The following is a 26,500-nucleotide window of genomic DNA, read 5'->3' on the forward strand; positions in this document are numbered from 1 at the left end:
AATTTAAGCCTCTTTATTTCGGGCGATATTTGATGCTTTATTACGCAGCCCTGCCCTCATAAAAATTCGTTCTGAAATAAAAGCAGCAATAAAAAATAAAGCGACTAGTCTTCCTAACGTGAACACCAATGAGCATACAGCAATTAAATGGTAGAGCGCTGAAAACATAGGTTCACGTTTTTTACTTGTTTTTTTAATTGAAACGTTCACGGCTAATTCAATTACAGCGGAAAGCAAAATGAGCAGTGCTATTACTTTACCCATCCAACTAAAATCACCAAATCGAGTAGGAATATCAAATACTGGCAGGTTAAGATCCAAATGCAGCCACCGATCTATATAGCTGAAAATAATAGATACAGCAGCTAAGAATACGCATAAAGTCCAAACCTTCACGACGACAAATCCCACCGCTATTTTTCTAATCATAAAAGAATATAGATACTCCAAATTATTTACCACTCCATTTCTCTATGTTTGTAAGAACATTAGGAACCTTATTTGCTATAATTATGTAAAAATACGCCTACACGGAGGCCAGCCTTTATGTTAACAAATTTAGACGAATATAATAACCCTCTTTTATACGATGATGAAAATGAGCAGTATACAGAAGACATTGCTTTTTTACTAACAGAAGCAGCTAACAAACGCGGAATGATCCTTGACTTAGCCTGTGGTACAGGGCGCGCAACTATTCCATTAGCACAAGCGGGACATTCACTGATTGGAGTAGATATTCATCCACCTATGCTGCAAGAAGCGCAGAAGAAAGCCGAGGCTTTGAAGCTATCTGTTAAATGGGTGGAACAAGACTGTACTAAACTCGACTTAAAAGTAAAAAGCGACTTTATTTATATCGTAGGAAATTCATTTCAGCATTTTCTAACAAATGAAGAGCAGCACGCCTTTTTAAGAAGCGTTCATACGCATTTGAACGAAGGTGGAACCTTTATTGTTGGAATACGTTTTCCTTCTATAGAAGAGCTAACGTCAACAGACGCCGAAGAGTATTGGAAAAGCTATCAAGATTCCGACACCGGATATACAACAGACGTCTACATAAACAGCCACTATGACGCCATCAAGCAAATTCAGCATAACCTCACCACTAGAAAGATAAGAGATTACGATAAAACAATCATAAAAGAAATAACAACGAAAATAGATTTACGCTACACGTTCCCGCAAGAAATGGCGCATCTTTTAACACGTAGCGGATTTATGATTACGAGCGTCTACGGAGATTGGAAAAAGAGCGCTTTGACCAACCAAAGCACCCAAATGATTTACGTTTGTAAAAAACAAAGAGTCAATTCCACTCCTTAACACGGTTTATAGCCTGTTTATTTCTAGTATTACAAAGAAGGATACACATATCACCTTAGCTTTTTCTTCTTTTGGCATCTCCTTCTTTTTCTTCTATTTCTCGTTCATTTTGCGCTTCGTGAAACTCTTCTTCTGTTTGTGCAGCAAGATAATCAAACGGCGTATAGTAATTACGGGGAAGCTTTCGATGCCACACCGTTTTAATCATAATAATCATCAACGGAATACTCACCATTAAAATAGCGGCTAAAACTAGTAGCGAAAAAATCATAAATTATTTCCTCCTGCTTTATAAACCGTTCCTCCTGGAACAACAAAACGGATACCTTACACCCATTCACTTATATTCAATCTACATTTACCGCCATCAGTATACGAGATTCATCAGTTGCAAAACCGTTTTTTTCAAAGAAACGTTCTGGTTTGCCTTGGCCTCTTTCAGTAGACACATAGACTTCTTTCACTTCTTTTTGTATAAGTAACTCGTTAAGGAAAGATAAAAGACTCGTTCCTATGCCAGTTTGCTGAGTGCTGCTTAACACACAAATTTCATTTACATAAAACGTCTTATAGTTCGCCCACTGTTCTTCATTTCCTACTATAAATCCTGTGAGTTTATTGTTTTCACTATGAAAGTAACCTATCCCTATGTAACCTGGAGTTTTACTGATATCGTATAAACGGGCATAAGCAGTGTTTATACTCCAAGGTTCATTCCAAGGCCGGACGCTAAAAACGTTTGTATAGATGATTGCTGCTTCTTTAAGATCTTCATCAGTCAATAGACGAACTTCGGTTTTCATCGTGTTTCTCCTTTTCACATCAGCATTCTTGAAACTCATTAATAACGTTTAACACCTCTTTTAAATTCTCTATTACATACGAATCTTTGAAACTTCCGTCAAAGAAAGCGCCTTTTTCCATACAGCATGCATGCCCGCGCCTCTTGCGCCAAGCACATCATTTTCTGGATGATCCCCGATGTATACACTTTCTTCAGCCGACACATCAAGCGCTTTTAATGCTCGCAAAAAGATATCTTTATGCGGTTTTTTAATGCCTTCTTGTTCGGAAACAAGTATGGTATCAAAATAGTGATCAATTCCAAGCGCCTTAATATTCATCCACTGAAAGTCCGTAAAACCATTTGTGATCATGCCTAGTAACAACCCTTTTTTCTTTAGCTCTTTTAGTACATCCTCCATATGTAAAAACGGAACGCAGTGAGCTGGAAAATAGTGAAGGTAATCATCTAGCATCTCCTCCCACGTCAGATTCGAAAGATCATATTCGTTCAAAAGCTGCTCATATACTTTATCTTTCCATACGTAGCCTTTTTGATCTAACTCAATAAATCTAGATGTGTACTCTTGCTTCGGTATGAGTGCTAGTTCTTCACTATATCTCTCGTACTGATCTTGAATAAAAAGCTTTAGTGAACTGTCTCGGTCTAATAGTGTCCCATCTAAATCAAAAATGACGGCTTTAATCATGATTTTCCTCCTTTATATATAAATCATTCCAGCGATTGGTTAATTATAACATTTATAGCTAGACAGCTAACTAGATTTAATTCTTTCCTATAAAAAAGGAGACCTCTTGTTTGGACTCCTTTTTCTTATATCCTTTATTTCCTTGTACTTGAATTAATAGATGTATCTATAAAATCATTTACATATTTGCTTATTTCTCTGTACTTCGTCCAGTGTAAATAGTGATGACCTTGTAAAACAACTAGTTTTTGCGACAATACGTGACTTAATTGATTTTGGTAAAACGTAATATTTGATTTTCCTTCTTTTGCTTCTTTATCTATTTTTCTAGTAAAAATCATTACGGGCATTTTTGAAGGAAACGACATATCGAGAGTTTTATTTATATTGTTGTTCAGCTCTTTTGCTTCATCAATGACGTTTTTGTTGTAGCCTTTCCAGCTGGAGATTGCTTTTGTCATTTTTAAATTTTTTGCTGTATACGTTCCTTCTTCGGCTAGCGGTAGATACTGATTAGGACTAGTAAGCAGGGCTAAGCGCGCAAGTCCACTTGGCGCTAAAACACTCATCAAACTTGGTATATTCGGCGTTTCTTCTTTAAAATAATCCGGCGCTTTTGGCAACGTAGGGTCTATTCCAATAATTGCTTTTACTTCATCTGGATATTTATTAGCGTAATACATGCTGTACACGCCAGAAACTGAATGCGGCATTAATATATACGGACCCTTTATATTCGATTTTTGCAAAGCTTCTCTCATTTCGCTTACACTATTTTCTACCGTACGTTTTTTATTCGTAGTGTCACTCCATCCGTATCCAAATGGTTCTACTACCACAACTTTATTATCCTTCGACAGTTCATTTACTAAAGGTTCAAAATCCAGTGCAGGCGCAGTCGTTCCTAGGCCGGTTAGTAGTACAATCGTATTTTCCCCTTTACCTTTTGTATATACATGAATATCTCTGCCATTAACCTCTACTAATTGACCAATAGGCGGGTACTTTTTCTTTTCTACTGCCGTCATTACTTGATTCGTTACAACCCAAATGATGCATATCCCTAAAATAGCTACTATCATGTTTCGTAAAATTCTCAAGAACCTAAACTTTTTTTGCACGTTTACCTCTCCTTTCCGTAAGTAGCAGTTAGTAAGCCGACGAGAATGCTAGAGAATCTTTGGAACTGCTTACTTACTATGACGCTTTAGAAAATGTTTAGTTCTATTTCCTATATAAAATTTAAAAGAATGATAGCAGCTTACTTCAGCACTAAACGAAAAAAAGGCCTCTTCTTATGGAAGAGACCTTTTACTATTTATTAAAAAGAGAACAATAAAAACTGTAACTTCTTCACTTGATGCCTAAGCGTATAACTGACGCTACGTTTTTAGCCGTTCTTTCAATGTTTTCACTCGCTTTTTCCAGCGCTTCTGACAGATCGACCGCTCCGGGCACGACGCTGAATAACGCAGAAATACCATGTTCATATACAGCTTCGCTTCCCGTTCCAATGCTCCCTGCTATCGCTATCACCGGAACGCTATGCTTTTTTGCTGTTTTGGCTACGCCAATGGGGGTTTTCCCGTAAATGGTTTGACCATCTATTCTTCCTTCACCGGTAATGACAAGATCAGCATTCTTAATATAGCTTTCTAGCTCAGTTGCTTTAATGACTATGTCTACACCTGGCTTTAACTCCGCAGATAAAAATGCCAGCAGGCCGCCTCCTAGTCCTCCTGCCGCTCCGGCACCAGGAATACTTTGAATATGAATATCCATTTCTTTTTCAATAACTGCTGCGTAATGAGCTAGATTACGGTCAAGCTGTTTAACCATATCCGTATTTGCCCCTTTTTGAGGGCCAAATACGGCGGATGCTCCGGTTTCACCCGTTAACGGATTGTCTACGTCGCACGCCACTTCTACTTTGACTTCAGCAAGCCGAGAATCCAAGTTTGTCAGATCGATAGAGGCTAACTGAGCTAAACTGCCTCCTCCTTCTTTTATTTCTGCTCCGTTAGCATCAAGAAGCTTTGCCCCTAAAGCTTTTGCCATACCGGTTCCTCCATCATTTGTAGCACTTCCTCCGATGCCAATGATGATATGCTTTACTTTGTAATCTAACGCTTTAAGAATGAGCTCGCCGGTTCCTCGCGTTGTTGTGATAAGCGGGTTTCGTTTATCGAAAGGGACATGATGAAGACCTGAAGCGGCTGCCATTTCAATAACAGCCGTGTTGCCGTCTCCAAGAATTCCGTAAAAAGCTTCCACCTCTTTACCTAAAGGTCCGGTTACTCGCGCTTGTATAATCTCTCCACCCGTTGCGTCTACAAGCGACTGAACAGTTCCTTCTCCTCCGTCTGCCATAGGTACTTTACTAATCTCCGCGTCTGGAAAATGAGCTTTTATTCCTTTTTCAACCGCTTCACAAACATGCAGAGCCGTTAAGCTTTCTTTAAATGAATCAGGTGCAATCACAATTTTCATAGAAACACTCCTTTTTGTTTTTACCCGTATAGCTTTAATACACCAAATATAAGCGTGGATACAATTGCCATAATGAGTCCAATCAGCGATTCATAAGGGATTAATTTTAAACGTTCTTTTATTTTCATATTTACACTTCCGCCCGTTGCGTGGAAAAAGCTTCCGTGGGGGAGGTGATCAAGTACGGTTGCTCCAGCATGAACCATAGCAGCTCCGGCTAAAGCAGAAACGCCTAGCTCTAAAATCGTCGATCCAAAAACTTGGCTTGCGACTGCTGTTCCTGCCGTTGTCGAAGCCGTTGCGGCTGACATAAAAATACCTGAAACCGGTGCTAAAACATAAGCAGGCAACCCAATGGCAGACAAGCCTTGAATGATCACGTCTTTTAGCTGAGAGTTAGCAATGATTCCTGCTAATGTCCCCGTTCCAAGCAGCATAATGGCTACACCTGACATTTTCCCTAACCCTGAAATAGCGTATGTATTAAGCTGTTTTCCTTTTTTCATCACAATGGCACCAACAATCCCTCCTGCAGGAAGAGCAACCATCGGATCAACATTAAGATCAAAAAGCGGACGCAGCGCCAGCAGGACGATGGTAACGATTGGCGCTATGATGGCTGTTAAAAACAGCGGCAAGCTGCTTGCATCCACTGTATCTATTTCTTCAGCTTGAACCATTGTTCCTTTTTTCACTAATCGTTTGGCTACTACATAAGTAGCTGCTACGCCGAATATAGCGGGAATAATCCCTGCGGCCATTACGGATGTAAGCGGAATATTAAATGCATCTGAAGCAGCAATGGCGTTAGGATTAGGAGACATTAAATTCCCTGCCTTTCCTCCTCCGATCATTGCTAGTAAAATAGCAGGCTTTGACATACCCGTACGTTTCGCAATAGCTAAAGCAATAGGGGCTACTGTGATCACAGCAACATCAACAAACACGCCTACTGTGGTTAGAATAAGTGTGGCTAGCGCTAGAGCTAAAAGTGCTTTTGTTTCCCCGAGTTTTTTCACAATGGTTTCTGCTATAACCGCTGCAGCACCTGATTCTATTAATACCCCGGCCAATACCCCAGCTGCAAGAATTCGCAGCACTGCAGGAATGATGCCTTGCGCTCCTTCAATCATTAAATTAACGGTATCAGCGATATTAACTCCGCCAATCAGTCCTCCAATTAAAGCTCCGGCTATCATTCCGTATGCTGGAGCCACTTTCTTTAAGATTAATATAATAGCAATTACTAATGCACAAATAGCGCCTAATGCGCTTACTTGAACGTCCATAAAGCATCCCCTTTCTTGTTTCTCCTGTCCCTAAAGTAAATTGTAAGCGCTATCTAATATTCTTTCATTAGTCACTTCAACAGAAAAAGACCTTGCTATCGCAAGATCTTTTATGCACGTGCACAATTATGAAATTTTAGATAGCAGCATGGCTACATATAGTTCAAGAAGGTCTTTTACTTTCCTTGGATCTTTTCCCGTAATATCTTGAATTTTATCTAAACGGTAGCTTAGCGTATTTCGATGAATAAAAAGCTTTTTAGCTGCCGTGCTTCCTTCGCCATTTTCTTCTATGTAGATCGTTAACGTTTCGATAAGCTCTTTTTTCTTATCATATTCCTTAAGCTTTTCATAGTATTGCAACAGATCATGATTTTCTTGAAAACCGGCGCGTTGACGTAACAGTACGGGAATTTGATAATCCGAATAGCAGTAGAAATCAGCTTCTTGATGAAGCTTCGAACCAACCGAAAGCGTATCTTTTGCCTGCTGATACGATACATGAAGGCCTTTAAAGTCAGCTTGAACAGATCCTGCAGATAATTTATAAAGGCAATCAGACGCACGAAGCTGCTTTTCCAGCTGTTCAGCATAGCTGCTAGCGCTGCCGGCTTCTATAGATTTTAATAGAACCACTCCGTCTGGAAGCATAGCGTATAGATCATTATTAGCTATGTATTTCTTTACAACCTTCATAACTTCATGGCGATTTTCAGCTTTAATAATTAGTGCCATTCTTGGAAGGTATAAGTTAATATTAAACCGATTCGCTCGTTCAAAAAATAAGGAATCCAGCGGCTCTTCTTGTTGAAGAAGCTGATGAACCAGCTCTTCTTTTAATCGTTCATCCCACTGAATTTCCTCTATTAAAATCATTTCTTGAAAAATCATTTCAGCAGCCATACGCACGAGCTTTCCGTAATTACGAATCTGCTCTGGCAGTCCTGTTAATCCCACGACTCCAACAATTTCTCCGTTAAAGAAAATAGGCAAATTCACGCCCGGTTTGGCTCCGCGCAGCGTGTCAGCCTCCTGCTGAGTAATTTCGTAAGAACTGCCGCTTTTTAATACCATTAGCGCTCCTTCGTGAATTTGGTCCATTCGCTTTTTGTCACCAGAACCAATAATGACTCCTTTTTCGTTCATCACGTTAATGTTGCAATCAATAATTTCCATCGTTCTACAAACAATTTTCTGAGCTAATTCTTTTGTTACGTATCTCAACATTTCCCCATCCTTTGCCTCTGTGAAGTAAAGCTCAATTTTTTCGTGACGGCTAATTTGCATTCAATGAAAAATTTGCGATACTTCATTATAATATACGTAGAAGCAAAACCACATCTTTGAAACCGCCAACAAAACAGTGCCTATAGGAGGATAAAAGAATGACTGTGTCAAAACTAGTTTTTACCCCTCTTAGCTATACAGGATGGGGATCACTTCAGCAACTGCTTCCGGAAGTAAAAAAATATGACCCTGCTCATATTTTAATCGTCACAGATCCCGTGTTAAAAGACATTGGACTTGTCGATAAAGTGAGTGCTCCTCTTATCCAAAATGGATACGAAGTAGATGTATACGCAGATACGGCACCAGAGCCGCCCTTAGCACTTGGTGAAAAACTCGTATCTTACGCAAAAAGCCGAAAGTATGATTTAGTCATTGGCGTTGGCGGCGGTAGCGCATTAGATTTAGCAAAGCTTACGGCCGTTTTAGCCGTTCATGACGGAGCTGTAGAAGAATATTTGAACTTAACTGGCACGAAACAAATTACGGAAAAAGGGCTTCCAAAAATTTTAATTCCTACGACCTCCGGCACAGGCTCAGAGGTAACGAATATTTCTGTATTATCTCTTGAAAGCAGCAAAGACGTCGTGACCCACGACCATTTGCTTGCGGACGCCGCCATTGTAGATCCCGAGCTTACGCTGAGCGTTCCTTCTAAAGTAACGGCGGCTACAGGGATTGATGCATTAACTCATGCCGTTGAGGCTTATGTATCGGTAAATGCAAATCCAGTAACGGACGCCTTAGCCCTAAAGGCTATACGCATGATCAGCTCTTCTTTAAGAACAGCTGTAGAAAATGGCGAAGATAAAGAAGCGCGAACTCAGATGAGCTACGGAAGCTATTTAGCAGGTCTCGCTTTTTTTAACGCTGGTGTTGCTGGTGTTCATGCACTTGCATATCCATTAGGTGGACAGTTTCATATTTCTCACGGTGAATCAAACGCCGTACTGCTTCCATACGTTATGGGCTATATCCGCAGCAGCTGCGTGACAAAGATGCGGGATATTTTTGAAGCACTAGGCGGAAACGCTACTTCTTTATCAGAAGAGAAAGCTTCTTATCAGTGTGTAAAACAACTGCAGTCACTTGTTAAAGACGTCGGCATTCCTCAAACCCTTCGCGGATTTGATATTCCAGAAAGTGCCCTTCAAAGGCTGACAGAAGATGGCGTCCAGCAAAAACGAATTCTTGCTCGCAGTCCTTTACCTCTTCATGAAAAAGACATACGAGCCATTTACCAATCGGCTTATGATGGAGCTATAGTGGAACCTGTGCACTAAAAAACTCCCCCTTATATAAGGGGGAGTTCTATTTATGCTGCTTTGGCCGTTGTACCAAAACGATTTTCTTTTGGATCGCTAGGCTGGCAGAATAACACAATTAGCCAAATACCGCCGATAAGTGGAACCAATGTAATAAGCTGCCACCATCCGCTTTTTCCCGTATCGTGGAGTCTTCTTGCTCCTACCGCTAACGATGGGACTGCAACCAATAACGAATAGATAACCGGCAGAAAAAGAGGCTTATCAATAACGAACTGAAGGAACGAAAGAATACACGAAATAACAAAGTTAACTAACACAAACATCCAGTATTCAGTTCGGCTTGCTCGACCAGAAAATACCCCGTAATTTTTTAACACCTTTATGTACCATTCCATCTGCAAAACCCTCCTTTTTTATCATATAATTGTAAATTTATAGTTTATATATCCTTTTTATTCAAAAAACAAACCGTTAAATGAACAAATAACGACATTTTTATCCAAAAGAAAAAACTTCTTTTAAAAAAGAAGTTTTCTTGATGTATTATGATCTTTCTATTTAATCAAATCATTTCGGTCTTCCATACTTGGCGGTTCCTCAAGCCATCCGTTTTTGGCCATGATTTTCCCCCCGTCTTGCCCGTATGTTAAAATGTCTTTGGCCGTACTGACAAGTGTAAGAGGAAGATCTCCACGCAAACTAAAGGCAGTGCCTAAAGCGTTGCTTCCCAGCCCGAAACTGCAGAATAAACTCACGCAGTACATCATTAGTTTATCTGAAAAAGGCGCTATTTTTGACTCGGTCGCTTTCGCACCCCACGTCGCAGGCGTCTGGATATCGCTCTCTAGAAGAATTTTGCTATAATCACTTACAACTTTTTTAGCCAGCTCTTTTCCTTTTACAAAGTACTTCTTCACTTCAGGTTCATTTGCTACTTGAGCGAACCCTGTAATCATTTGCATGCCAAGAACGTTGCTTTCAATTGCATAATAAATATGTGCTACCTCTACAGTATTTAATGCACGTTTACTCGAAAACAAATGGATTCCATTCATGTAATCTGTGCCTTCGGCAAACTTCACTGTTTTAGGTACTGAAACAGCTGGAGGTCTTGGAAGCACGTTTTTTTCCTGAAGATAATCTACACATTTGTCATAGCCACTTTGCGTGAAAGCGGTAAGCTCTTTATATAGTGAAATCATGTCTTTTCTGTAGGACATGGTTAAATGAAGCGTATGTAGCCCCATGCTAATTTCTTTTAAAAGGCGAAGAAACATAATATCAAACATCTTATCATAAAGCTTAGGAACATCGACATTTACGTCTTTTCCTGTGTATCCTACCGGTATGGCTGCCCCTTCATTCTGTAAAATTTTTTTGATATCTTCAATGTAGTTCACCACTTGGGTATACGTATCTTGCATAATTTCTTTTGCCCCGTCATCTTCTGCGTGTGCAATAAAATATTCTAAGATTCTTCGGACCATTGTCTTTTGCTGATAGGTCATCCAAAGAGTAGCAATTTCACTTGAACTTAAGGGTATTTCTTGACTCATACACTAAACCTCCTGCTAGGGATACATAGAGCTCTATTTATTCAAAAGTCGGCATCTGTACAAGTGAAGATTGTATTTTACTTTAAAGTTCATTCACGTAATCAGATACAAAACTCTGTCTCTTCCTCAATTAATTCTGCTTCATTTACTATGCGCAAACTGGAAGAATTCTATGTATTTCCCCTTGCTTTTAAATGGAGGAAACAAAAAAAGCCCCTTTCCATTCAAGGCGCTTTTTCAAAGAAAACGGTTTTATTCCGTCGTATCAGAAATTCTTTTGTAACTTCCGCACTTTTTTAGATATTGAATAATATCTTGATCTTTTACACGCTGGATAGCTGTTCCGAACAGTTCTGCTGCTACCTGCATGCGTTCATGTTTATGTTCAATGGTCATAATATATCGAAGCGCATCCACAACCGGTGCATTGTGACGTGTACGACGAGTTATGTACTCGTGAATGGCTTCATTTAACCCTTCCGATTCCGCTTGTTGAAACTCAGGTTTTCTTACTGCTTGACTATATACCACTTTTTTGCCACTCCTTCTTCTCATTTTTAATCATTTTTTATCTCTCTTTTATTTCCAGTTCCCTAACAAAAAGGAAACAAAACATGCAATCTTAACTTTTTTTATAAAAAAACAATTATTTTTCATAAAGCTCTAACAAGCGTTTGTGTATCCAAATAGCGGCTTGTAAACCTTCTCCCATCGCTACTGTCACTTGTTCAGAATGAGCCACAATGTCTCCTGCTGCCCACACACTTGAAACATTTGTTTCTTTTGTACGCGGATTTACGATAATGTGCTGATTTTCTAGGAGTTCTGCTCCGAGCTCATGCGCTAATTCTGTTCGAACTTTATTTCCTCCGAACGCTGAAAAACCTCTTTCTCCATAAATAAATTCATTGTTTTCGAGGATGACGCCTTTTAACATTTCTGCTTCAGCTATGACTTTTTTTATTGCCGCTTCTTTATAGGTAATTCCCTTTTGCATCAAGGTATCTGCTAAAGGTCCGATTTCTTTTTTGTCATGATTAATGTACGTAATGTCATTTGTCCAATATGTTAACGTAAGAGATAAACTGGCTCCTGCTTTTCCTGACCCTAGTACTAATACCCTTCTATTATTTACTTCATATCCGTCGCAGTCGGGACATACATATACGGTTGTTCCCATACAAGGATATAGCTCTTGCCGAAGTTCAGAAGGAATCAGATCTACGACTCCGGTCGCAAACAGTAAAGTAGCTGCTTCGTAGTTCGCAGAGTTTGTGATGACGTTAAACCCATCTATTTCTTTTTGACACTGTATGACACGATCTTCTTTAAATTGAATGCCGTAGCTTTTTGCTTGCTGCCTTCCCGTTTCTCTTAGAGTTTGCCCGCTTATTCCCTCAGGCCATCCCAATATATTTTGATAATTCTTGCAGAGATTGGAACGTCCATCGTTTGAATCAATAACCAATACACTGCGCTTATATCTTCCAAGCTGAATAGCGGCTTGAAGTCCTGCAATTCCTCCACCTATAATGACACAGTCATACTTGTCTGCCACAGCACATCACCCCAGCTTTTACTATTTTCTAAACGAAAGCTTCAGTTTCTCATTATCTGTTTTTGTATTATTTTTATACGCTTTATTGTCTTTATTTTTTGAAGTCATTCTACATACAAAAAACCGCCTCGGCAGCTACCCTGCCTAGAGACGGTTTTTTATAAAATGAAAAAAGACGATATTACTCATTTTTCTTTCCTGCTTCTTTTTCATTAATTTTAGTGATCAGCTCTTCTTTATATACTTCACTATCTTTCCCGTAGCGTAGACGGCTATGACAGTTGGGACATAGTGCTGCAGCATCCATTGGCTTAGCGAGTCCGCTCTCTGATAGCTTTGAAAGATAGTACATTTGCAAAAAGGAGCTTCCATCTTTTGCGATAAACGGCGCACTTTCTCCGCAGGCTTCACAAATACCCGCTGCGCGTTTGTGAACATATTGTCCAAGAGCTGCCGTTTGTTCATAAATACTTGTCTTTTTTTCTTTCCCTAACGCCATATGACGAAGCTGTTCAGTTGAATAAGCTGAAACATCCAGCTGTGCTGCTTTTTCCTCAATCACGGAATTTCGTTCAAGTTCAAAAATAATGGCTTCACGCAGCTCTCCGTCTGAATCCCACATAATTTCTAATTGATGATTGATATACGTCACTTCATTAACAAACTCGACCACTCCTGGCTCCACGTAGTGAAACAAATAAACGGCTTTTCCTGATAAAAAATGTTCACGAAGCGCTTTATTGCCTTTAATGAGCTGCATCGATCCTCTTTGGCCTTCCCCCGTATAGAAAAAAGCGGTTTTATCTTTGTTCCATCCGTGCCCTGTACCGTATTCACTTCCGCTTTCTTTTGTGAAAATAAAAATATATGGATGCGCTTTTGGCGTTGATATTTCGCTTTGTTCCTGTCCTTTATAAAGCTTATGAATTTGTTTTCTGCGATAACGATGTCCTTTTTGAAAGAAATCTCCGCGCTGTAAATCCGTAATCAATGAATGGCCTCCTACTGCGGTCCTGCTTTTATAGTACTTATAGCTCTACTATACACTAATTTTTGTTTTCTTTGCAGATCGTTTCTTCTATCTATTGGATTTATATCATGCAAAAAAAGCAGCTGTATGGACAGCTGCTTTTTTTTGCTATAGTCAATTTTGCACCGTGTAGTCTTCTCCTAGCCATTTTGTGCTGAGTTTTTTTAACGTCCCGTCTTTTTTCAGTTTTTTAATCGCTTGGTCAACTTCTGACTTTAACTTTTCGTCCTTTTTGTTAAACATAAAATACACTTTTGAATTAATCACAATATCTCCAACCGTTTTTTGCTGAAATTTTAGCGCTTGATTGCTAAAATCGATGGAAAATGGCGTCGCAAGCGTAGCATCTGCTCGGCCTGTTTTTAATTGAGTGGTAGCATCATCCGCACCTTGACCGGCGTAAACTACATCGATTTTATTGCCGTGTTTTTTATTATATTTGTCTAGATAGACAGCCGCATTGCTTGTAGCTCCTACAATCATTTTTTTCCCTTCTAAATCTTTTAATGAATGAATATCATTTCGAGTTTTAGGAACTGTTACATAAAGCGGAGAATAATTATATGTTTCATCATTAAATAAAAACTTTTTCTTTCGCTCAGCGTTCTGAGCCATGTTATGAGCAATCATATCAATTTTATTACTTTCTAAGCTAAGAAGCAGATTTGAAAATTCCATCGTTTTAAATTCAAATTTATAATCCTTTAACTCTTTGTCGATCGCTCTTACTACTTCTACATCATAACCGGTCAGTTTGCCTTTATCATCAATAAAGCAAATGTTAGGAAACTGAGTGCCCGTTCCAACAACAATCGTTTGAACATCTTTTTCTTTCTTTTCTCCCGCACTTGAAGATGCGTTTGTTCCGCATCCTGCCACGCTCACAGCTACTACAATTGAAAGTAAAAACAGCCAATATTTTTTCATACGTTCCTCCCCTGAATCCCTCTATTATGTAATAAAAAGAGGCTCTTGATAAAGCATCTGCTTCATCAAGAGCCTCTGGTTAACCAGTGGGCTTACTTCGTGTAAGATTATTCACATCATAATACTAGTTAACCGATAAATCAAGTAGGTTTTAAAAAAAGATTATCTTGACAGCTCAGTGTCTACCGCTTAAGATACAACTAATAAAACAATAAAACTGCATATCTACCAGTCAACTGGAGGCAAATGGACACGGCAATATGTGTACGTTTGCTTTTTTTATTGTCGTCCACCATTTTATCTTTTGGAGGTAAAACGTATGAAATTTGCTTTATTTAGCCTTATTCAAAACATTCCAAACCCGGTTACTGGAAAAACATTAACTGCTCAAGAAAAATTTCAGCATGTGTTAAATCAAGCAGTACTGGCAGAAAAATTAGGTTTTGATGCTTACGGAGTCGGCGAAAGACACGGAGCTCCTTTTTTGTCTTCTTCTCCTCCCGTTGTTTTAAGTGCAATCGCTGCTAAAACGTCACATATTCGTCTCATTACTACCGTTACCGTTCTAAGCATTTTAGACCCTGTACGAGTAGCTGAAGATTATGCCACCCTCGATCACCTGTCGGGTGGCCGTCTTGAACTGATTATCGGAAAAGGCAATGATCCGCGTCATTATCCGCTTTTTGGCATTACGGAAGAAGAACAATGGGAATCTCTTGCTGAAAGATATACTCTTTTGAAACAGCTTTGGACAGAAGAAAATGTCACGTGGAGCGGCCGTTATCGTCCGCCTTTAACTAACGTTACGACTCAGCCTCGACCGTTTCAGCCTTCTATTCCCGTTTGGCATGGAAGCGCGTCAAGCCCGCTGTCTACAGAACTTGCGGCTAAATACGGAGAGCCTCTATTTTCATCTAACTCCTTTCACCCTCAAGCTAAATATAAAGCGCTGATTGACCATTACCGCGAACGTTTCGCTTATTATGGTCATGACCCAAGCAAGGCTATCGTCGGTTCAGGGGCAAGCAGCCTATATATTTCTAATACAACGGAAGAAGCGATTCGCCGCTATCGCCCGTACTATAACGCGTTTAGCAATACAGAGGCAGCGAAACATAATCAATCGCCGTTCACGTCACTAGAAGATATCGTTCAACACGGTCCTGCTTTAGTAGGAAGCCCGGAGCAAATCATTGAAAAAATAATAGATTATCACAACGCTTATGGAAACGAAGTGCTGAGCATCAGCGTAGACGGTCTAAGCGAAGCGGAACAGCGCGAACAGCTAGAGCGCTTCGCAAGTGATATTGCACCTGTTCTTCGAAAAGAAATTCCTAGCAGCGTATGGGAAAATGAAAAAAAGAGATTGAGACATAATGAAATCAATCCAATCTAAAGACGAACAAATCAGATACATGAGCTGAACCGCTTATGACACCGCCGTTGATTTCCGTGCAAGGCTTCGCTTTCCGCGGGCGGCGCTAGAAGAACCTATACACATAAAATTCACGTTCACAATCACGCTATGAAAAAATCCGAACTAATTGGATTCTCCATCAAGAATCTTAATTAGTTCGGATTTCCCTTCAACTAAATTACTTTTGTCCCAACCTCTTTTTAATTTAGATACAATTCGCACGTTTAGTTTACTAACTTTTTAAACTAATAAACTACTCTGGTTAAGACGCCTGCGTGTCTGTATCGTAAATATTGGCTGTTACTTCGCTTCTTTGACAAAGTAAGATGAGCAGCCAAATGCCTCCAATAACTGGAACAAAGTTAATTAAATACCACCAGCCGCTTCTTCCTGTATCATGAAGTCGGCGAACAGTAACGGCAAGTGAAGGCAGAATCATTGCTGCTCCGTAAAGTAATACTAAAATAACTCCAAATACTGCAAGTGAATCGATAAAAACCAAGATATATGGAATGATCATAAAGATATAAGCAAATAATGTAAACATCCAATACTCCGTACGCGTTGCTCTTCCTCGAAACGTCGCATAATTTTTTAACGCTTTTATATACCAGTACATTTTTAAACCCTCTCTTTGTTTATTAAATTAAACTACCTAACCGTTTAAGTCCTACGCAACTTTATTAGGTACATCAAACCGGTTTAACTGCGACTCACTTCGTAGACAAAGAAGAATTAATAGACAAATACTTCCCGCAATCGGAATAATAGTAATGAGCTGCCACCACCCGCTTCTTCCTATGTCATGCAGTCGACGTGCCGTCACAGCAAGGGATGGAATGAAGACTGCAACAAGATAAACTATACGCAAAAACGGAGGCATATCTGTTATAAGTTCAATAGCTGAAAGCACACACCATATAATAAAATTAAATAAGACAAACATCCAATACTCTTTACGTGTTGCTCTTCCTTGAAACGTTGCATAATTTTTTAGCACATGTAAATACCATTTCATACAAAAACCTCCTTTTTAAACCGAATTTTGTAAGACAAGCTTACTAGCAGTAATTACCTTAGCATACAAAAAATTAATTTCATATCCTATTTTTTGAAAAAATCCCAAATGGTAATATAGATATAGGAGAGAGATGGATAATAGTTAGTAATAAATACCCAATAAATTCAGTTAAAAAACCATTTAATTACTATAATTACTTTTAATTTATAAAATGTTTTTTTATAACAAAAATCCTGCCGTATTAATCGGCAGGCTCTATCTTTACTTACGTGCGGTAAAAGTAAGGTCCACATGAGCTTTCATGAGTAATCACGTAAGTCCATGTAAAGTCTTTATCTACGACATATAAATCTTCTAAATACATGTTTGTATTTTCACTTAAATCAGCGCTTGTTAGATGCTTACATTTAGATAGCTGCAGCACTCGTTCATCATGCTCAAACAGCAAATAACAGTCGTTCTTAACTTGGTTCTCAAACGTTTGGATCGCTTGTTCTCCTTGTAAACAAGGTAGCTTTTCATAGCTAAACGCATGCCATAAAAATTGGTCCATATAAATTTTCTTTTTTTGCGATGCGCTTAAAGCACTTGCAAATTCATGTTCCCACTGCTTTCGGAAGAGCTCACCTTGATTCGGTAATTTTTTAACAAACATTCCTTTTTTCTTTAACGCATCTTTCATTTTCACTATGCTTTCTCATCCTTTATTCTGTATTCATTTCTTTTTATCGGCTTCTTAGCTTATTTGTCCATTAGTACCTATGCGTTAGATTCCTTGTTTTTTGACTAAACTTATTTTATAAAACGCCGGCTTTAACGTGCACAAAAACAGTACAACCGTACTTAAAAGCATAACCAGGCTTCCACCAATTACAGCTCCTTGAATTGAAACAATGTGTGCAGCCATTCCGCATAGGAAGGTCATCATAATAATTAGCAGTGACTCAAGCAGTCCATAGATACTTCCTACTCTCCCCATCATGTCAACGGGAATGCTGTTTTGATAAAAGGTTTGAAAACCAGCACTTGCAAAAGCTAACGCAAAGGATAAGCTAAAAAATCCCGCTCCAATAGTTTGAAAAGAAGACGAACACGCATACAGCAAATAGCCAAGCGATACTCCTACACTGCCGGCGCCTATGAGAAAGTTCGTCGACAGCTTCTGAGCAAACAGTGTATTCACAACTGCGCCAATCATAATGCCAGCACCTGCTACGCTTACTAAAAATCCGTATTCGCTTTCGGATAAATGAATGACTCTTGTTGCAAATGAAACTTCAAGAGAATCAATTGCCGTGGCCATGACCATTAAGAAACTGAACAATACATAAATGGTGATAATGTATCTGTTGGCTCTACTGAAACGAAACACCGCTTTCCAATCTTCTCGAATGGTGTTTACAGAGAGTTTATTTTCTTTAGTTTTTGTTTTTATATCTAAGTTAGGCATTAATAAAGTAACCATTCCTGACAACACGAGCGCTGCAGCATTGGCATAGATAGCAAACGCGGGCGTTCCAACCATAAATAACGCACCTGCTGCGGCCGGACCAAGAAGAAAGCCTCCTGAGTCAATCAAACTGCGCAGCGAATTAAATCTTTTTCGCTTTTCAGTTGGAATAAGCTTTGTAATATAGACCATTGATGCCGGACGAAACATCGAACTTGCCATACTGATGATAAATACCAGCACATAAATGATCAGTATGGATGAGAAGAGCGGAAGGCAAGCAATGACCCCGGCGCGCATCCAATCTAAAACCATCATAAGCTTCCGTTTGTTCATGCGGTCAATTAAGCTTCCAGACCATATATTTGTACATAGCGCAGCAAGCGGCTTTATCATGTATAGTCCTGAAACCGCAAGCGGCGAATTCGTTATATCAAGCATCATGACATTTAAAGCGATCAAATAAATCCAGTCGCCAATATTGCTAGTGCCAATTCCAAACAGCAATAAACACGGGTATTTCCAAGACAACAGCTTACTTTTCATAAAAGAAAGGCCTCCGCTTCACTATTGATTTCGATCAATAAAAAAATCCCACCCCCAAGACATCTGTCTTAGGGGCGAGATTATAAATCGCGGTGCCACCCTAGTTTGTTCATATGTCGCCATATAAACCTTGTCGAGTACGGCTTTCGCTTATACTCTAGCTCTGTAACGGAAGCAGCCGTCGCACTATCACGTTAGATCCAATGCGCTGCTCAGAGGCTTGCTTCAACAGCGTTTTTCTTGCTCCTTTTCAGCTTCCGGAGCTCTCTGCTAAGAATACGCGCTGTCTACTTTTCTCTTCACGGCATTTAATTTCTAACATCTTACCATTATTATCTATTTTTTGTAAATACTTTATTTCAAAATCATTTTTTTCGGCTGAGAAAAGAATAGTCGGTATCCTACGTATACAAAATAAATGATGGAAGCTACCAGCACGATTCCCCACATATTGTACATATCTTTATTTCCCCATACGCCCGTTAGCGAAAACAGCGCTGGAATTGTTAAGGTAACCCACGACTGTACAATCGCCACTTTCCCTACATATGCAGATACATCTTTTTTGCTCGTATTAAGCACATAAAATAAAAACCATAAAAACGACCAAAGAATCCATGTAATGGCGTTTACGACGTCATGATAGTGAACAAGAGAAACCGTCACGTACACTAAAGCGATAATCGATACCCAAAGTGAATAATAGCCCAGCCCCGTTCCCTGCATTCCTTTTAATACCGTCACGCCTACATATAAATACGTAAGGCCAAATAAAAAGATTGCCGTTCTTTCATATAAAATCCAGTTGCTTTGGTCTGACGTAATAATTAAATAAAACGGAACAATAACTTGAAAAGCTCCAACAAATAAGTTAAATACGCCTACGTTTTTTTCATCTGCTTTTCCAAGCAGCATGAGTCCGTTTAAAAATAAAGCTGCTCCTGACAGCAATAGTCCAATTTGATCCATTTTTCAGTAAGAAAAGCCCCCAGCTTTTCTTGTCCTCCTCTGTGTCGATGTTTTTCTTTAGGATGTGCGGAGTTACGGTTTACATGTAAAAAAGAAAAAGCACTTCCTTTTGAAAAGGAAACTGCTTTTCTTTCTGTTTCTATTACATTTATAAAATGAAGCTGACAACAATCGCTGACAGTACGCTTACAAGCGTAGCTCCGTACAGTAAACGAAGACCAAAGCGCGCTACTGTATTTCCTTGCTTTTCACTTAAGCCTTTAACCGCTCCTGACACGATTCCAATTGATGAGAAGTTAGCAAATGATACTAAGAATACGGATACAATTCCAAGCGTTTTAGCACTGAATGTTGAAGCCATATCTGAAAGACTCATCATTGCCACAAATTCATTTGTTACAAGTTTTGTTGCCATAATTCCACCCGCTGCCACAACTTCTGAAGCAGGAACACCCATGATGAATGCAAACGGTGCAAACACATATCCAAGGAGATGCTGGAACGATAGACCAAATAACATTTCAAACACGTTATCAATCGCAGCCATCAGCGCAACGAAACCAATCAGCATCGCACCTACGATAATCGCTACTTTAAATCCGTCCATAATATATTCGCCAAGCATTTCGAAGAACGTTTGCTTATGACCTGTTTGTACCTCTAAAATATCTTCTTGATCCGTTACTGTGTAAGGGTTAATGATAGAAGAAATAATAAATCCGCCAAATAAGTTAATCACAATTGCTGTTACTACGTATTTTGGTTCAATCATTGTCATATAAGCACCAACAATGGACATTGAAACAGTCGACATAGCTGATGCACAAAGCGTATATAAACGGTTTGGCGGCAGTTTGTCTAATTGCTTTTTAACGGTAATAAATACTTCTGACTGACCTACAATGGCAGAAGCTACTGCGTTATAAGACTCTAATTTTCCCATTCCGTTAATCTTACTGAGAACCAACCCAATCCATTTCATAATGAAAGGAAGAATTTTAAAGTGCTGTAAAATCCCGATTAAGACAGAGATAAAAACGATTGGAAGCAGCACGTTTAAGAAAAACGGCATTGATCCTTTATTCGCGATTCCGCCAAATACGAACTCTACGCCTTCATTTGCGTATGAAAGCAGCTTTCCAAAAACGCTGGCAATCGCATTAATAATAATCAAGCCAAACTTCGTGTTTAGAAGTAAAGCTGATAAAAGAAGCTGAATCACAACCATAATAACGATTGGTCTATATTTGATTTCTTTACGGTTATTACTTGCAAGATACGCTAATCCAAAGACAACGAGTAATCCTAAGATGCCAATTAAATATTTCATAGTATCCTCCACTGCTTACTTATTTTTGTAAGTCTTTTGATGAAAAATAGCCTGGTAAGATTTCGTTAATGTTTGTAATCACAAAATCTCCTTTTAAGTTTGCTAAGATAATTTGTGTGTGATCATCACAGAACTCAGCTAATACTTGTCTGCATGCGCCGCAAGGAGAAATTGGGCCGTCCGTATCTCCTACAACTGCAATAGCTGAAAACTGCTTGTCCCCTTCTGAAACAGCTTTAAAAATAGCCGTTCGCTCAGCACAGTTCGTCAATCCATAGGAAGCGTTTTCAATATTACATCCACGATAAATCTTCCCATCGGTTGTTAAAAGAGCTGCACCAACATGGAAGTGAGAATACGGTACATGTGCTTGTTTGCTTGCTGCGATTGCTTCATCTATTAATTGTTTTGGCTCCACAGTCATCATCCTTTGCTTAGTTTACAGCAGGTTAGTTAGTACTAACCTGCTGTCATTTATTAATAATCAGAGTTGCTTAATTGACCTTTTGCAATTGATACGCCAGAGCTTGCACCAATACGTGTTGCACCAGCTTCAATCATTGCTTTTGCATCTTCTAAGCCGCGAACGCCGCCAGAAGCTTTTACACCTACATCTGGTCCAACCGTTTTTCTCATAAGCGCTACGTCTTCTACCGTTGCGCCTCCTGTAGAGAAGCCCGTTGACGTTTTAACAAAATCAGCTCCAGCTTTTACAGCTAGCTCAGAAACTTTTGCTTTTTCTTCGTCTGTTAAAAGAGCTGTTTCAATAATTACTTTTACTAGCGCTTTTCCTTTTGCAGCATCCACTACTGCTTGAATGTCGCTTTGCACTAAGTCATAGTTTTTATCTTTTAACGCGCCGATGTTGATTACCATATCTACTTCATCTGCACCGTTTTCGATTGCATTTGTTGTTTCGAATGCTTTTACTGCTGAAGTCGTAGCTCCAAGAGGGAAACCGATTACCGTACACACTTTTACTTCTGGAGCATCTTTTAATAATTCAGCTGCTTTTTTTACCCACGTTGGATTTACGCAAACTGAAGCGAATGAATATTCTTTTGCTTCTTGTGCTAAAACCGTAACTTGCTCTTCTGTTGCATCTGCTTTTAATAATGTATGATCAATAATACCCGTAATGTTTTGACTCATTTTGTTCTTCCTCTCTCTTTCTTAATGAATTTCTTTATAAATTAACGTTGGAGCTTCCACTTTTTCAGCGACCGTGCTGTAAGAATCATAAACGATATCCATCACTTCCTGTACATCTTCGCTGTTGCTGTGGATTGTAACAAGAGCGTCGCCTTTTTTCACTGAATCTCCAACTTTTTTATTAAGCATGATACCAACTGCTAAGTCGATTTCAGATTCTTTTGTTGCACGTCCTGCACCTAGCTTCATTGCCGCTACGCCGATTTTTTCTGCAACGATTTCTGAAATGTAGCCATCTTCTTTTGCTGGTACTTCAATTTTGTGCGCTGCATCCGGTAATTTAGACGGATCGTCTGCCACAGAAGCGTCTCCGCCTTGTGCGCTTAAGAATGTTTTAAATGATTCTAATGCTTTTCCGTTTTTAATTACTTCTTGAAGCATTGCACGCGCTTCGTCTAGGCTGCTTGCTTTTTCAGCAAGTACAACCATATGACTTCCTAATGTTAAGCAAAGCTCCGTTAAATCTTCAGGGCCTTCGCCTTTTAACGTGTCGATTGCTTCTTTCACTTCAAGCGCATTACCAACCGCAAAACCTAGAGGCTGGCTCATATCTGAAATGATTGCTTTTGTGTTTCGGCCTACGCCTTTTCCGATTTCAACCATTGCTTTTGCTAATTCTTCAGCGTCTTCAAGCTTCTTCATGAATGCGCCGTTCCCCGTTTTTACGTCCAAGCAAATGGCATCTGCTCCAGCCGCAATTTTCTTACTCATAATTGAGCTTGCAATTAACGGAATCGAATCAACCGTTGCGGTTACATCACGAAGTGCATAAAGCTTTTTATCCGCTGGCGTTAAGTCTCCGCTTTGACCGATAACGGCAATTTTATTTGTATTTACTAAACGAATGAATTCTTCGTTTGTAATTTCAACGTGGAAGCCAGGCACTGCTTCAAGTTTATCAATCGTACCGCCAGTATGTCCTAAGCCGCGGCCAGACATTTTAGCAACTGGTACATCAACCGCAGCTACTAAAGGTCCTAATACAAGTGTTGTTGTATCACCTACGCCGCCTGTGCTGTGTTTGTCTACTTTAATACCTTCAATTTTTGATAAGTCAATTTGATCGCCTGATTCAACCATTGCTTGCGTTAAATTTACGCGTTCTTCCTGCGTCATTCCTTGAAAGTAAATCGCCATCGCAAATGCCGATAACTGATAATCAGGTAAATCCCCTTTTGTATAACCTTCGATAATAAAATCGATTTCTGCTTTATTTAATTCATGTCCATTACGTTTTTTTTCAATTAAGTCAACCATTCTCATGACGTTTTCCCCCTAAAAGTATCTGCATATTGTGCATCCACTAAAACGTTTTCAACAACTTACACCCTTACTATATAATAGCTTTGAACAATTGTAAACAGATATATTTACATTTGTTCAAAAATATTTATAGCCGCTGTCTTAGTGAATAAAAAAAGACTTCCGCACTCGGAAGTCTTCCCTTATTTTTCAGCTTTTATCACAAATGACAACATGATTTGGTACTTATTCTTTACCTTTTTATAAGGAATTAATACATATTGCTGATCAGGCGGCGTAAATCGTTCAATTCCTTTTTGATTAGCATCAGGAGAAAAGTACATTCTTCCCCACCGTTTAATGATGTAGCCCGTCGTTCCCTTGGCAATCATTCCATCTTTTGAAACGTCTGTTTGAAAAGGATACCGGTTTCGCTGTGCCTGCAGAGATGACACAGAATAAGATACAATATCTTCTACTATTTCAATTCGATGAAGCTTTTGCTCTTGAAAAAACAGCGTCTTCATCTCCTTTACTCTTGTTTATCTAATAAAAAGCGCGCCGTGAACTGATCAGTAACGAGCACATTTGCAAATTTCCCTTGCAGCGCTCCGTAAATGCTGTCGATTTTCTGATCCCCGCCAGCTACTAAAATGGCGTACTCTTTCTTCTTAAGCTCCTCCAAATCAAGTCCAAGCGTCCGTTCATCCAGGCTTTCATTGCAAATTTGTCCATCTTTATCAAAAAAGCGTGAACAAATGTCTCCTACTGCTCGGGAGGAAATCATCTCTACATCTTGTTCGGAAAAGTAGCCAAGCTGAAAAAGCAGCGAATCCGTTTTGATGGGGCCCGTAGTAAACACAGCAATGTTGGCTTGTTTGCCTAAATCTAAAATGCGCTTAATATGACGATCCGTTTCCATTGCTTTTTTAACTACCACGTGATCGACAATCACAGGCAGAGGAAGATGCATAGGAGGCGTATTGTATGCCTTTCCAAATAAGTACATAATTTCAGAAGCATATGTGCTCGTTTCCGAATGGCTTACTCCGCCTTTTAACTGCACAACCTGAACGTCATTCACATACTTTTGTTTTAAATCGATGGCCACTTGATAAAGAGTTGTTCCCCACGTCACCCCAATAATATCTCCATTTTTTACGATGTCATAGAGATAGTCAGCTGCTGCTACGCCTAGATGACTTTTAATAATGTGATTTTCATATTGAGGCACCGGTGTGACGATTGCTTTTTTTAGATTGAATTTTTGTTCAAGCTGAGAAGACAATTTTTCACTATTGATAGATGAATCCACAATTTTAATTTGAACAATGCCTTCTTCTTTTGCTGTCTGCAGCAATCGAGAAACCGTAGGCCTTGATACACCAAGCTTTTTTGCAATTTCACTTTGATTATAATCAAGAATATAATACATCCTTGCCGCTTCAATCACCTTATTAAATTTCTCTTGATCCATCTCCATCGACTTGTTCTCCCTTACCTCATGAATTTCTTATCCCAATTTTACCAAACTTATGTCTTTAGTTTACTTGTTTGGTGAACAAAATTTCAAGAGGGGATTTTGTAACTGAGATGAAAAGAGAAATACTCGGGTTTAAGGAGACCAGTTTTCTACGTATCCATTCATTCCAGCATACTCATAAAGAGCTTCTAACTTACGCTCCGAATAATAGTTAAAATCATTGTGAACTGCTGTTAATTTAAGATTCTCATTACGAACAAACATCTTCTCAAGATATAAGCTCTTAGCAAGTTTATTGCTCTTTTTTGTGTTGCAGCTTTGACAGCTTAGCACCAAATTCCACATATTATCTGATTGGATATAACTCCATGGAATAAAATGATCTACATGAGTAGCGATGCGTTTATCAGAAAGAACTTTCCCACAATAAAAACATTCTTTTGTTTCATATTTCCAAAGGATGTTATAGAATGCATGCAGCGATTCGCGTTTTGATATATTTTCCACTTTCAACAAGACATCTTCCAACTTATTTTTGTCATTGTGCTTTTCTAAAAATTTCGCCAAATGATAATTGGTTAAATGAGTAACAATTTGTCTATATTTTTGTAAAAAAATATATATACTGCTATTAAACTTTATGTATTCTGTTCTTTTATCAAACTCATAAACAGAACCTTCCATATCTCCATATAACGCCCCTACTACATACCTTGCCCCCACTTTTTTAGTTCTTTCTACTAATTGCAATTGAAGATTACTTGGTAAATGATCAAATACTACTTTATTGGGGACACCATGCATTAACTGAAATTCCTTTAACTCTTTTTGAATTCCAGCTTGTCTGTTGGACGTATTTAATTGATTTAAATCATGGTGAATAACCAAGTTCCAATATATTTTAGCAAATGAAAAATACACTTGATCAAAAGTGAGGACTAACCGATTGTCAACATTATATAGGTTTTCAATTAAAGCTTTCATCAATCCATATTTATATGTTGTGGTAAAGTGACCATTAGCGAAAAATTGATTAATGATCTTCCAAATTTCTTGTTCTGTTAAATAAGTTTTTTTTATTTCTCCTACTTTTAAATTAAAACTCACCTGCCACCGCTCGCTCCTTCCACTATTGCACCACCAAACTACGCTTCTTCTGTTTCCACTAAATAAATCCGATCATCAAACTTCCCGCGCTCCTTGGCCTTCTCCTCACGCACTTTCTCAAGCTGTTCTGGCGTGGCTCCGTGCACAGTTGCTAACGCGTGCATCACTTCCAGTAAATCTGCGAGTTCTTCAATAGCATCTTGATGGGTTTGGGCTTCTATGTATTCTTGAAGCTCTTCTTTTGCCTTTTCCTTCAGCTCATTTTGATACTCCTCTCGCTGCAGCACGCGTGATTTGAAGGTGTTTCCACTTTGCTCAATCATTGTTGGAATTTTATCTCGCACTAGCTTGTTATAAGTAGGCATTATTTTTTCCTCCATCTCTTACCTTTCTAGTAAACTAGTATCTTTCAAATTCTGCTTTGTTTCCGTTAAACACATTTAAATCAATAAACGTTTCTTTACCTTTATAGCCGCTGGCACTCATTGCATTTGGA

Annotated in this window: 29 protein-coding genes, 1 pseudogene and 1 other annotated feature; of the genes and pseudogenes, 3 read left to right on the forward strand and 27 right to left on the reverse strand. The window is 39.0% G+C overall.

Annotated elements, in window-relative coordinates; translation table 11 throughout:
* Positions 1-3 precede the first annotated feature (3 nt).
* Positions 4-429: a hypothetical protein gene (locus LJY09_RS13895; protein ID WP_141558874.1), complete on the reverse strand. Its 426-nt coding sequence runs from the start codon at positions 427-429 to the stop codon at positions 4-6.
* A 117-nt stretch (positions 430-546) separates the two neighbouring features.
* Here LJY09_RS13895 and LJY09_RS13900 point away from each other — a divergent pair, with 117 nt between their 5' ends.
* Positions 547-1,329, forward strand: a complete 783-nt coding sequence (locus tag LJY09_RS13900) for a class I SAM-dependent methyltransferase (RefSeq protein WP_098999509.1) — start codon at positions 547-549, stop codon at positions 1,327-1,329.
* Between the two features lie 55 nt (positions 1,330-1,384).
* Here LJY09_RS13900 and LJY09_RS13905 read toward each other — a convergent pair whose 3' ends face one another.
* The 7 genes and pseudogenes from LJY09_RS13905 to LJY09_RS13935 form a co-directional block, all read right to left on the reverse strand.
* Positions 1,385-1,600 carry a DUF3951 domain-containing protein gene (locus LJY09_RS13905; protein ID WP_014459685.1) on the reverse strand — a complete coding sequence of 72 codons (216 nt, stop codon included), beginning with the start codon at positions 1,598-1,600 and terminating at the stop codon, positions 1,385-1,387.
* A gap of 76 nt (positions 1,601-1,676) precedes the next feature.
* Complete coding sequence (locus LJY09_RS13910) at positions 1,677-2,132, reverse strand: GNAT family N-acetyltransferase (RefSeq protein ID WP_228307251.1); 456 nt, start codon at positions 2,130-2,132, stop codon at positions 1,677-1,679.
* Between the two features lie 19 nt (positions 2,133-2,151).
* Positions 2,152-2,822, reverse strand: a pseudogene (locus LJY09_RS13915) (HAD family hydrolase).
* Between the two features lie 134 nt (positions 2,823-2,956).
* Positions 2,957-3,850, reverse strand: a complete 894-nt coding sequence (locus LJY09_RS13920) for an alpha/beta fold hydrolase (protein WP_155010444.1) — start codon at positions 3,848-3,850, stop codon at positions 2,957-2,959.
* Positions 3,851-4,175: 325 nt separating this feature from the next.
* Positions 4,176-5,312, reverse strand: a complete 1,137-nt coding sequence (locus tag LJY09_RS13925) for a glycerate kinase (protein WP_228307252.1) — start codon at positions 5,310-5,312, stop codon at positions 4,176-4,178.
* Positions 5,313-5,332: 20 nt separating this feature from the next.
* Positions 5,333-6,601 carry a GntP family permease gene (locus LJY09_RS13930; RefSeq protein WP_228307253.1) on the reverse strand — a complete coding sequence of 423 codons (1,269 nt, stop codon included), beginning with the start codon at positions 6,599-6,601 and terminating at the stop codon, positions 5,333-5,335.
* 126 nt (positions 6,602-6,727) lie between these two features.
* Positions 6,728-7,828, reverse strand: a complete 1,101-nt coding sequence (locus LJY09_RS13935) for a sugar diacid recognition domain-containing protein (protein WP_228307254.1) — start codon at positions 7,826-7,828, stop codon at positions 6,728-6,730.
* A gap of 158 nt (positions 7,829-7,986) precedes the next feature.
* Between LJY09_RS13935 and LJY09_RS13940 the strand changes: the two genes are divergently transcribed.
* A complete protein-coding gene (locus LJY09_RS13940; RefSeq protein WP_154973049.1) occupies positions 7,987-9,171 on the forward strand; it encodes an iron-containing alcohol dehydrogenase in 1,185 nt (394 codons plus the stop codon).
* Positions 9,172-9,203: 32 nt separating this feature from the next.
* Here the strand turns inward: LJY09_RS13940 and LJY09_RS13945 are convergent, their stop codons facing one another.
* From LJY09_RS13945 to LJY09_RS13970, 6 genes are all read right to left on the reverse strand, one after another.
* The gene (locus tag LJY09_RS13945) at positions 9,204-9,551 is read right to left on the reverse strand and encodes a DUF805 domain-containing protein (RefSeq protein WP_154973050.1); all 348 of its coding nucleotides are present in this window, start codon (positions 9,549-9,551) and stop codon (positions 9,204-9,206) included.
* A gap of 159 nt (positions 9,552-9,710) precedes the next feature.
* Entirely contained in the window at positions 9,711-10,712 is a 1,002-nt protein-coding gene (locus LJY09_RS13950; RefSeq protein WP_155010079.1) for a DUF3231 family protein, read from the reverse strand.
* Positions 10,713-10,964: 252 nt separating this feature from the next.
* On the reverse strand, positions 10,965-11,243 hold the full coding sequence (locus tag LJY09_RS13955; RefSeq protein ID WP_028412968.1) for a hypothetical protein: 279 nt from the start codon (positions 11,241-11,243) through the stop codon (positions 10,965-10,967).
* Between the two features lie 115 nt (positions 11,244-11,358).
* Positions 11,359-12,270 carry an NAD(P)/FAD-dependent oxidoreductase gene (locus LJY09_RS13960; protein WP_154973052.1) on the reverse strand — a complete coding sequence of 304 codons (912 nt, stop codon included), beginning with the start codon at positions 12,268-12,270 and terminating at the stop codon, positions 11,359-11,361.
* A gap of 181 nt (positions 12,271-12,451) precedes the next feature.
* Entirely contained in the window at positions 12,452-13,261 is an 810-nt protein-coding gene (locus tag LJY09_RS13965) for an SRA domain-containing endonuclease (RefSeq protein WP_154973053.1), read from the reverse strand.
* 153 nt (positions 13,262-13,414) lie between these two features.
* Positions 13,415-14,227, reverse strand: coding sequence for an amino acid ABC transporter substrate-binding protein (locus tag LJY09_RS13970; protein ID WP_033579330.1), 813 nt, complete (start codon positions 14,225-14,227; stop codon positions 13,415-13,417).
* 319 nt (positions 14,228-14,546) lie between these two features.
* Here LJY09_RS13970 and LJY09_RS13975 point away from each other — a divergent pair, with 319 nt between their 5' ends.
* Complete coding sequence (locus LJY09_RS13975; protein WP_154973055.1) at positions 14,547-15,623, forward strand: LLM class flavin-dependent oxidoreductase; 1,077 nt, start codon at positions 14,547-14,549, stop codon at positions 15,621-15,623.
* A gap of 283 nt (positions 15,624-15,906) precedes the next feature.
* On the opposite strand, the gene LJY09_RS13980 is transcribed toward LJY09_RS13975, so the two are convergent.
* The 13 genes from LJY09_RS13980 to LJY09_RS14040 all read right to left on the reverse strand — a co-directional run bounded on the left by LJY09_RS13980 (position 15,907) and on the right by LJY09_RS14040 (position 26,369).
* The gene (locus LJY09_RS13980) at positions 15,907-16,263 is read right to left on the reverse strand and encodes a DUF805 domain-containing protein (RefSeq protein ID WP_028412963.1); all 357 of its coding nucleotides are present in this window, start codon (positions 16,261-16,263) and stop codon (positions 15,907-15,909) included.
* 51 nt (positions 16,264-16,314) lie between these two features.
* Positions 16,315-16,662 carry a DUF805 domain-containing protein gene (locus LJY09_RS13985; protein WP_028412962.1) on the reverse strand — a complete coding sequence of 116 codons (348 nt, stop codon included), beginning with the start codon at positions 16,660-16,662 and terminating at the stop codon, positions 16,315-16,317.
* Positions 16,663-16,930: 268 nt separating this feature from the next.
* Positions 16,931-17,347, reverse strand: coding sequence for a DUF4275 family protein (locus LJY09_RS13990; RefSeq protein WP_228307784.1), 417 nt, complete (start codon positions 17,345-17,347; stop codon positions 16,931-16,933).
* 84 nt (positions 17,348-17,431) lie between these two features.
* Positions 17,432-18,661 carry an MFS transporter gene (locus LJY09_RS13995; RefSeq protein ID WP_098999496.1) on the reverse strand — a complete coding sequence of 410 codons (1,230 nt, stop codon included), beginning with the start codon at positions 18,659-18,661 and terminating at the stop codon, positions 17,432-17,434.
* A gap of 67 nt (positions 18,662-18,728) precedes the next feature.
* Positions 18,729-18,973, reverse strand: a binding site (T-box leader).
* 42 nt (positions 18,974-19,015) lie between these two features.
* Positions 19,016-19,630, reverse strand: a complete 615-nt coding sequence (locus LJY09_RS14000) for an AmiS/UreI family transporter (protein ID WP_013057473.1) — start codon at positions 19,628-19,630, stop codon at positions 19,016-19,018.
* A 148-nt stretch (positions 19,631-19,778) separates the two neighbouring features.
* Complete coding sequence (locus LJY09_RS14005) at positions 19,779-20,960, reverse strand: NupC/NupG family nucleoside CNT transporter (RefSeq protein WP_028412960.1); 1,182 nt, start codon at positions 20,958-20,960, stop codon at positions 19,779-19,781.
* Positions 20,961-20,979: 19 nt separating this feature from the next.
* Positions 20,980-21,378 (reverse strand): cytidine deaminase, encoded by a 399-nt coding sequence (locus LJY09_RS14010; protein WP_013057475.1) that lies wholly within the window; start codon positions 21,376-21,378, stop codon positions 20,980-20,982.
* A gap of 59 nt (positions 21,379-21,437) precedes the next feature.
* A complete protein-coding gene (deoC, locus tag LJY09_RS14015) occupies positions 21,438-22,112 on the reverse strand; it encodes a deoxyribose-phosphate aldolase (protein WP_014459662.1) in 675 nt (224 codons plus the stop codon).
* A gap of 21 nt (positions 22,113-22,133) precedes the next feature.
* The gene (locus LJY09_RS14020; RefSeq protein ID WP_028412959.1) at positions 22,134-23,435 is read right to left on the reverse strand and encodes a pyrimidine-nucleoside phosphorylase; all 1,302 of its coding nucleotides are present in this window, start codon (positions 23,433-23,435) and stop codon (positions 22,134-22,136) included.
* A gap of 182 nt (positions 23,436-23,617) precedes the next feature.
* Complete coding sequence (locus tag LJY09_RS14025) at positions 23,618-23,941, reverse strand: hypothetical protein (RefSeq protein ID WP_028412958.1); 324 nt, start codon at positions 23,939-23,941, stop codon at positions 23,618-23,620.
* Positions 23,942-23,946: 5 nt separating this feature from the next.
* Positions 23,947-24,897 (reverse strand): DNA-binding transcriptional repressor DeoR, encoded by a 951-nt coding sequence (locus LJY09_RS14030; RefSeq protein WP_034327688.1) that lies wholly within the window; start codon positions 24,895-24,897, stop codon positions 23,947-23,949.
* Positions 24,898-25,029: 132 nt separating this feature from the next.
* Positions 25,030-26,004, reverse strand: coding sequence for an HNH endonuclease (locus LJY09_RS14035; protein ID WP_028412956.1), 975 nt, complete (start codon positions 26,002-26,004; stop codon positions 25,030-25,032).
* Between the two features lie 38 nt (positions 26,005-26,042).
* The gene (locus LJY09_RS14040; protein ID WP_028412955.1) at positions 26,043-26,369 is read right to left on the reverse strand and encodes a nucleoside triphosphate pyrophosphohydrolase; all 327 of its coding nucleotides are present in this window, start codon (positions 26,367-26,369) and stop codon (positions 26,043-26,045) included.
* Between the last annotated feature and the right edge of the window lie 131 nt (positions 26,370-26,500).

Origin of the sequence: Priestia sp. J2 (assembly GCF_020790095.1) — a bacterium.
Lineage (GTDB): Bacteria > Bacillota > Bacilli > Bacillales > Bacillaceae_H > Priestia > Priestia zanthoxyli.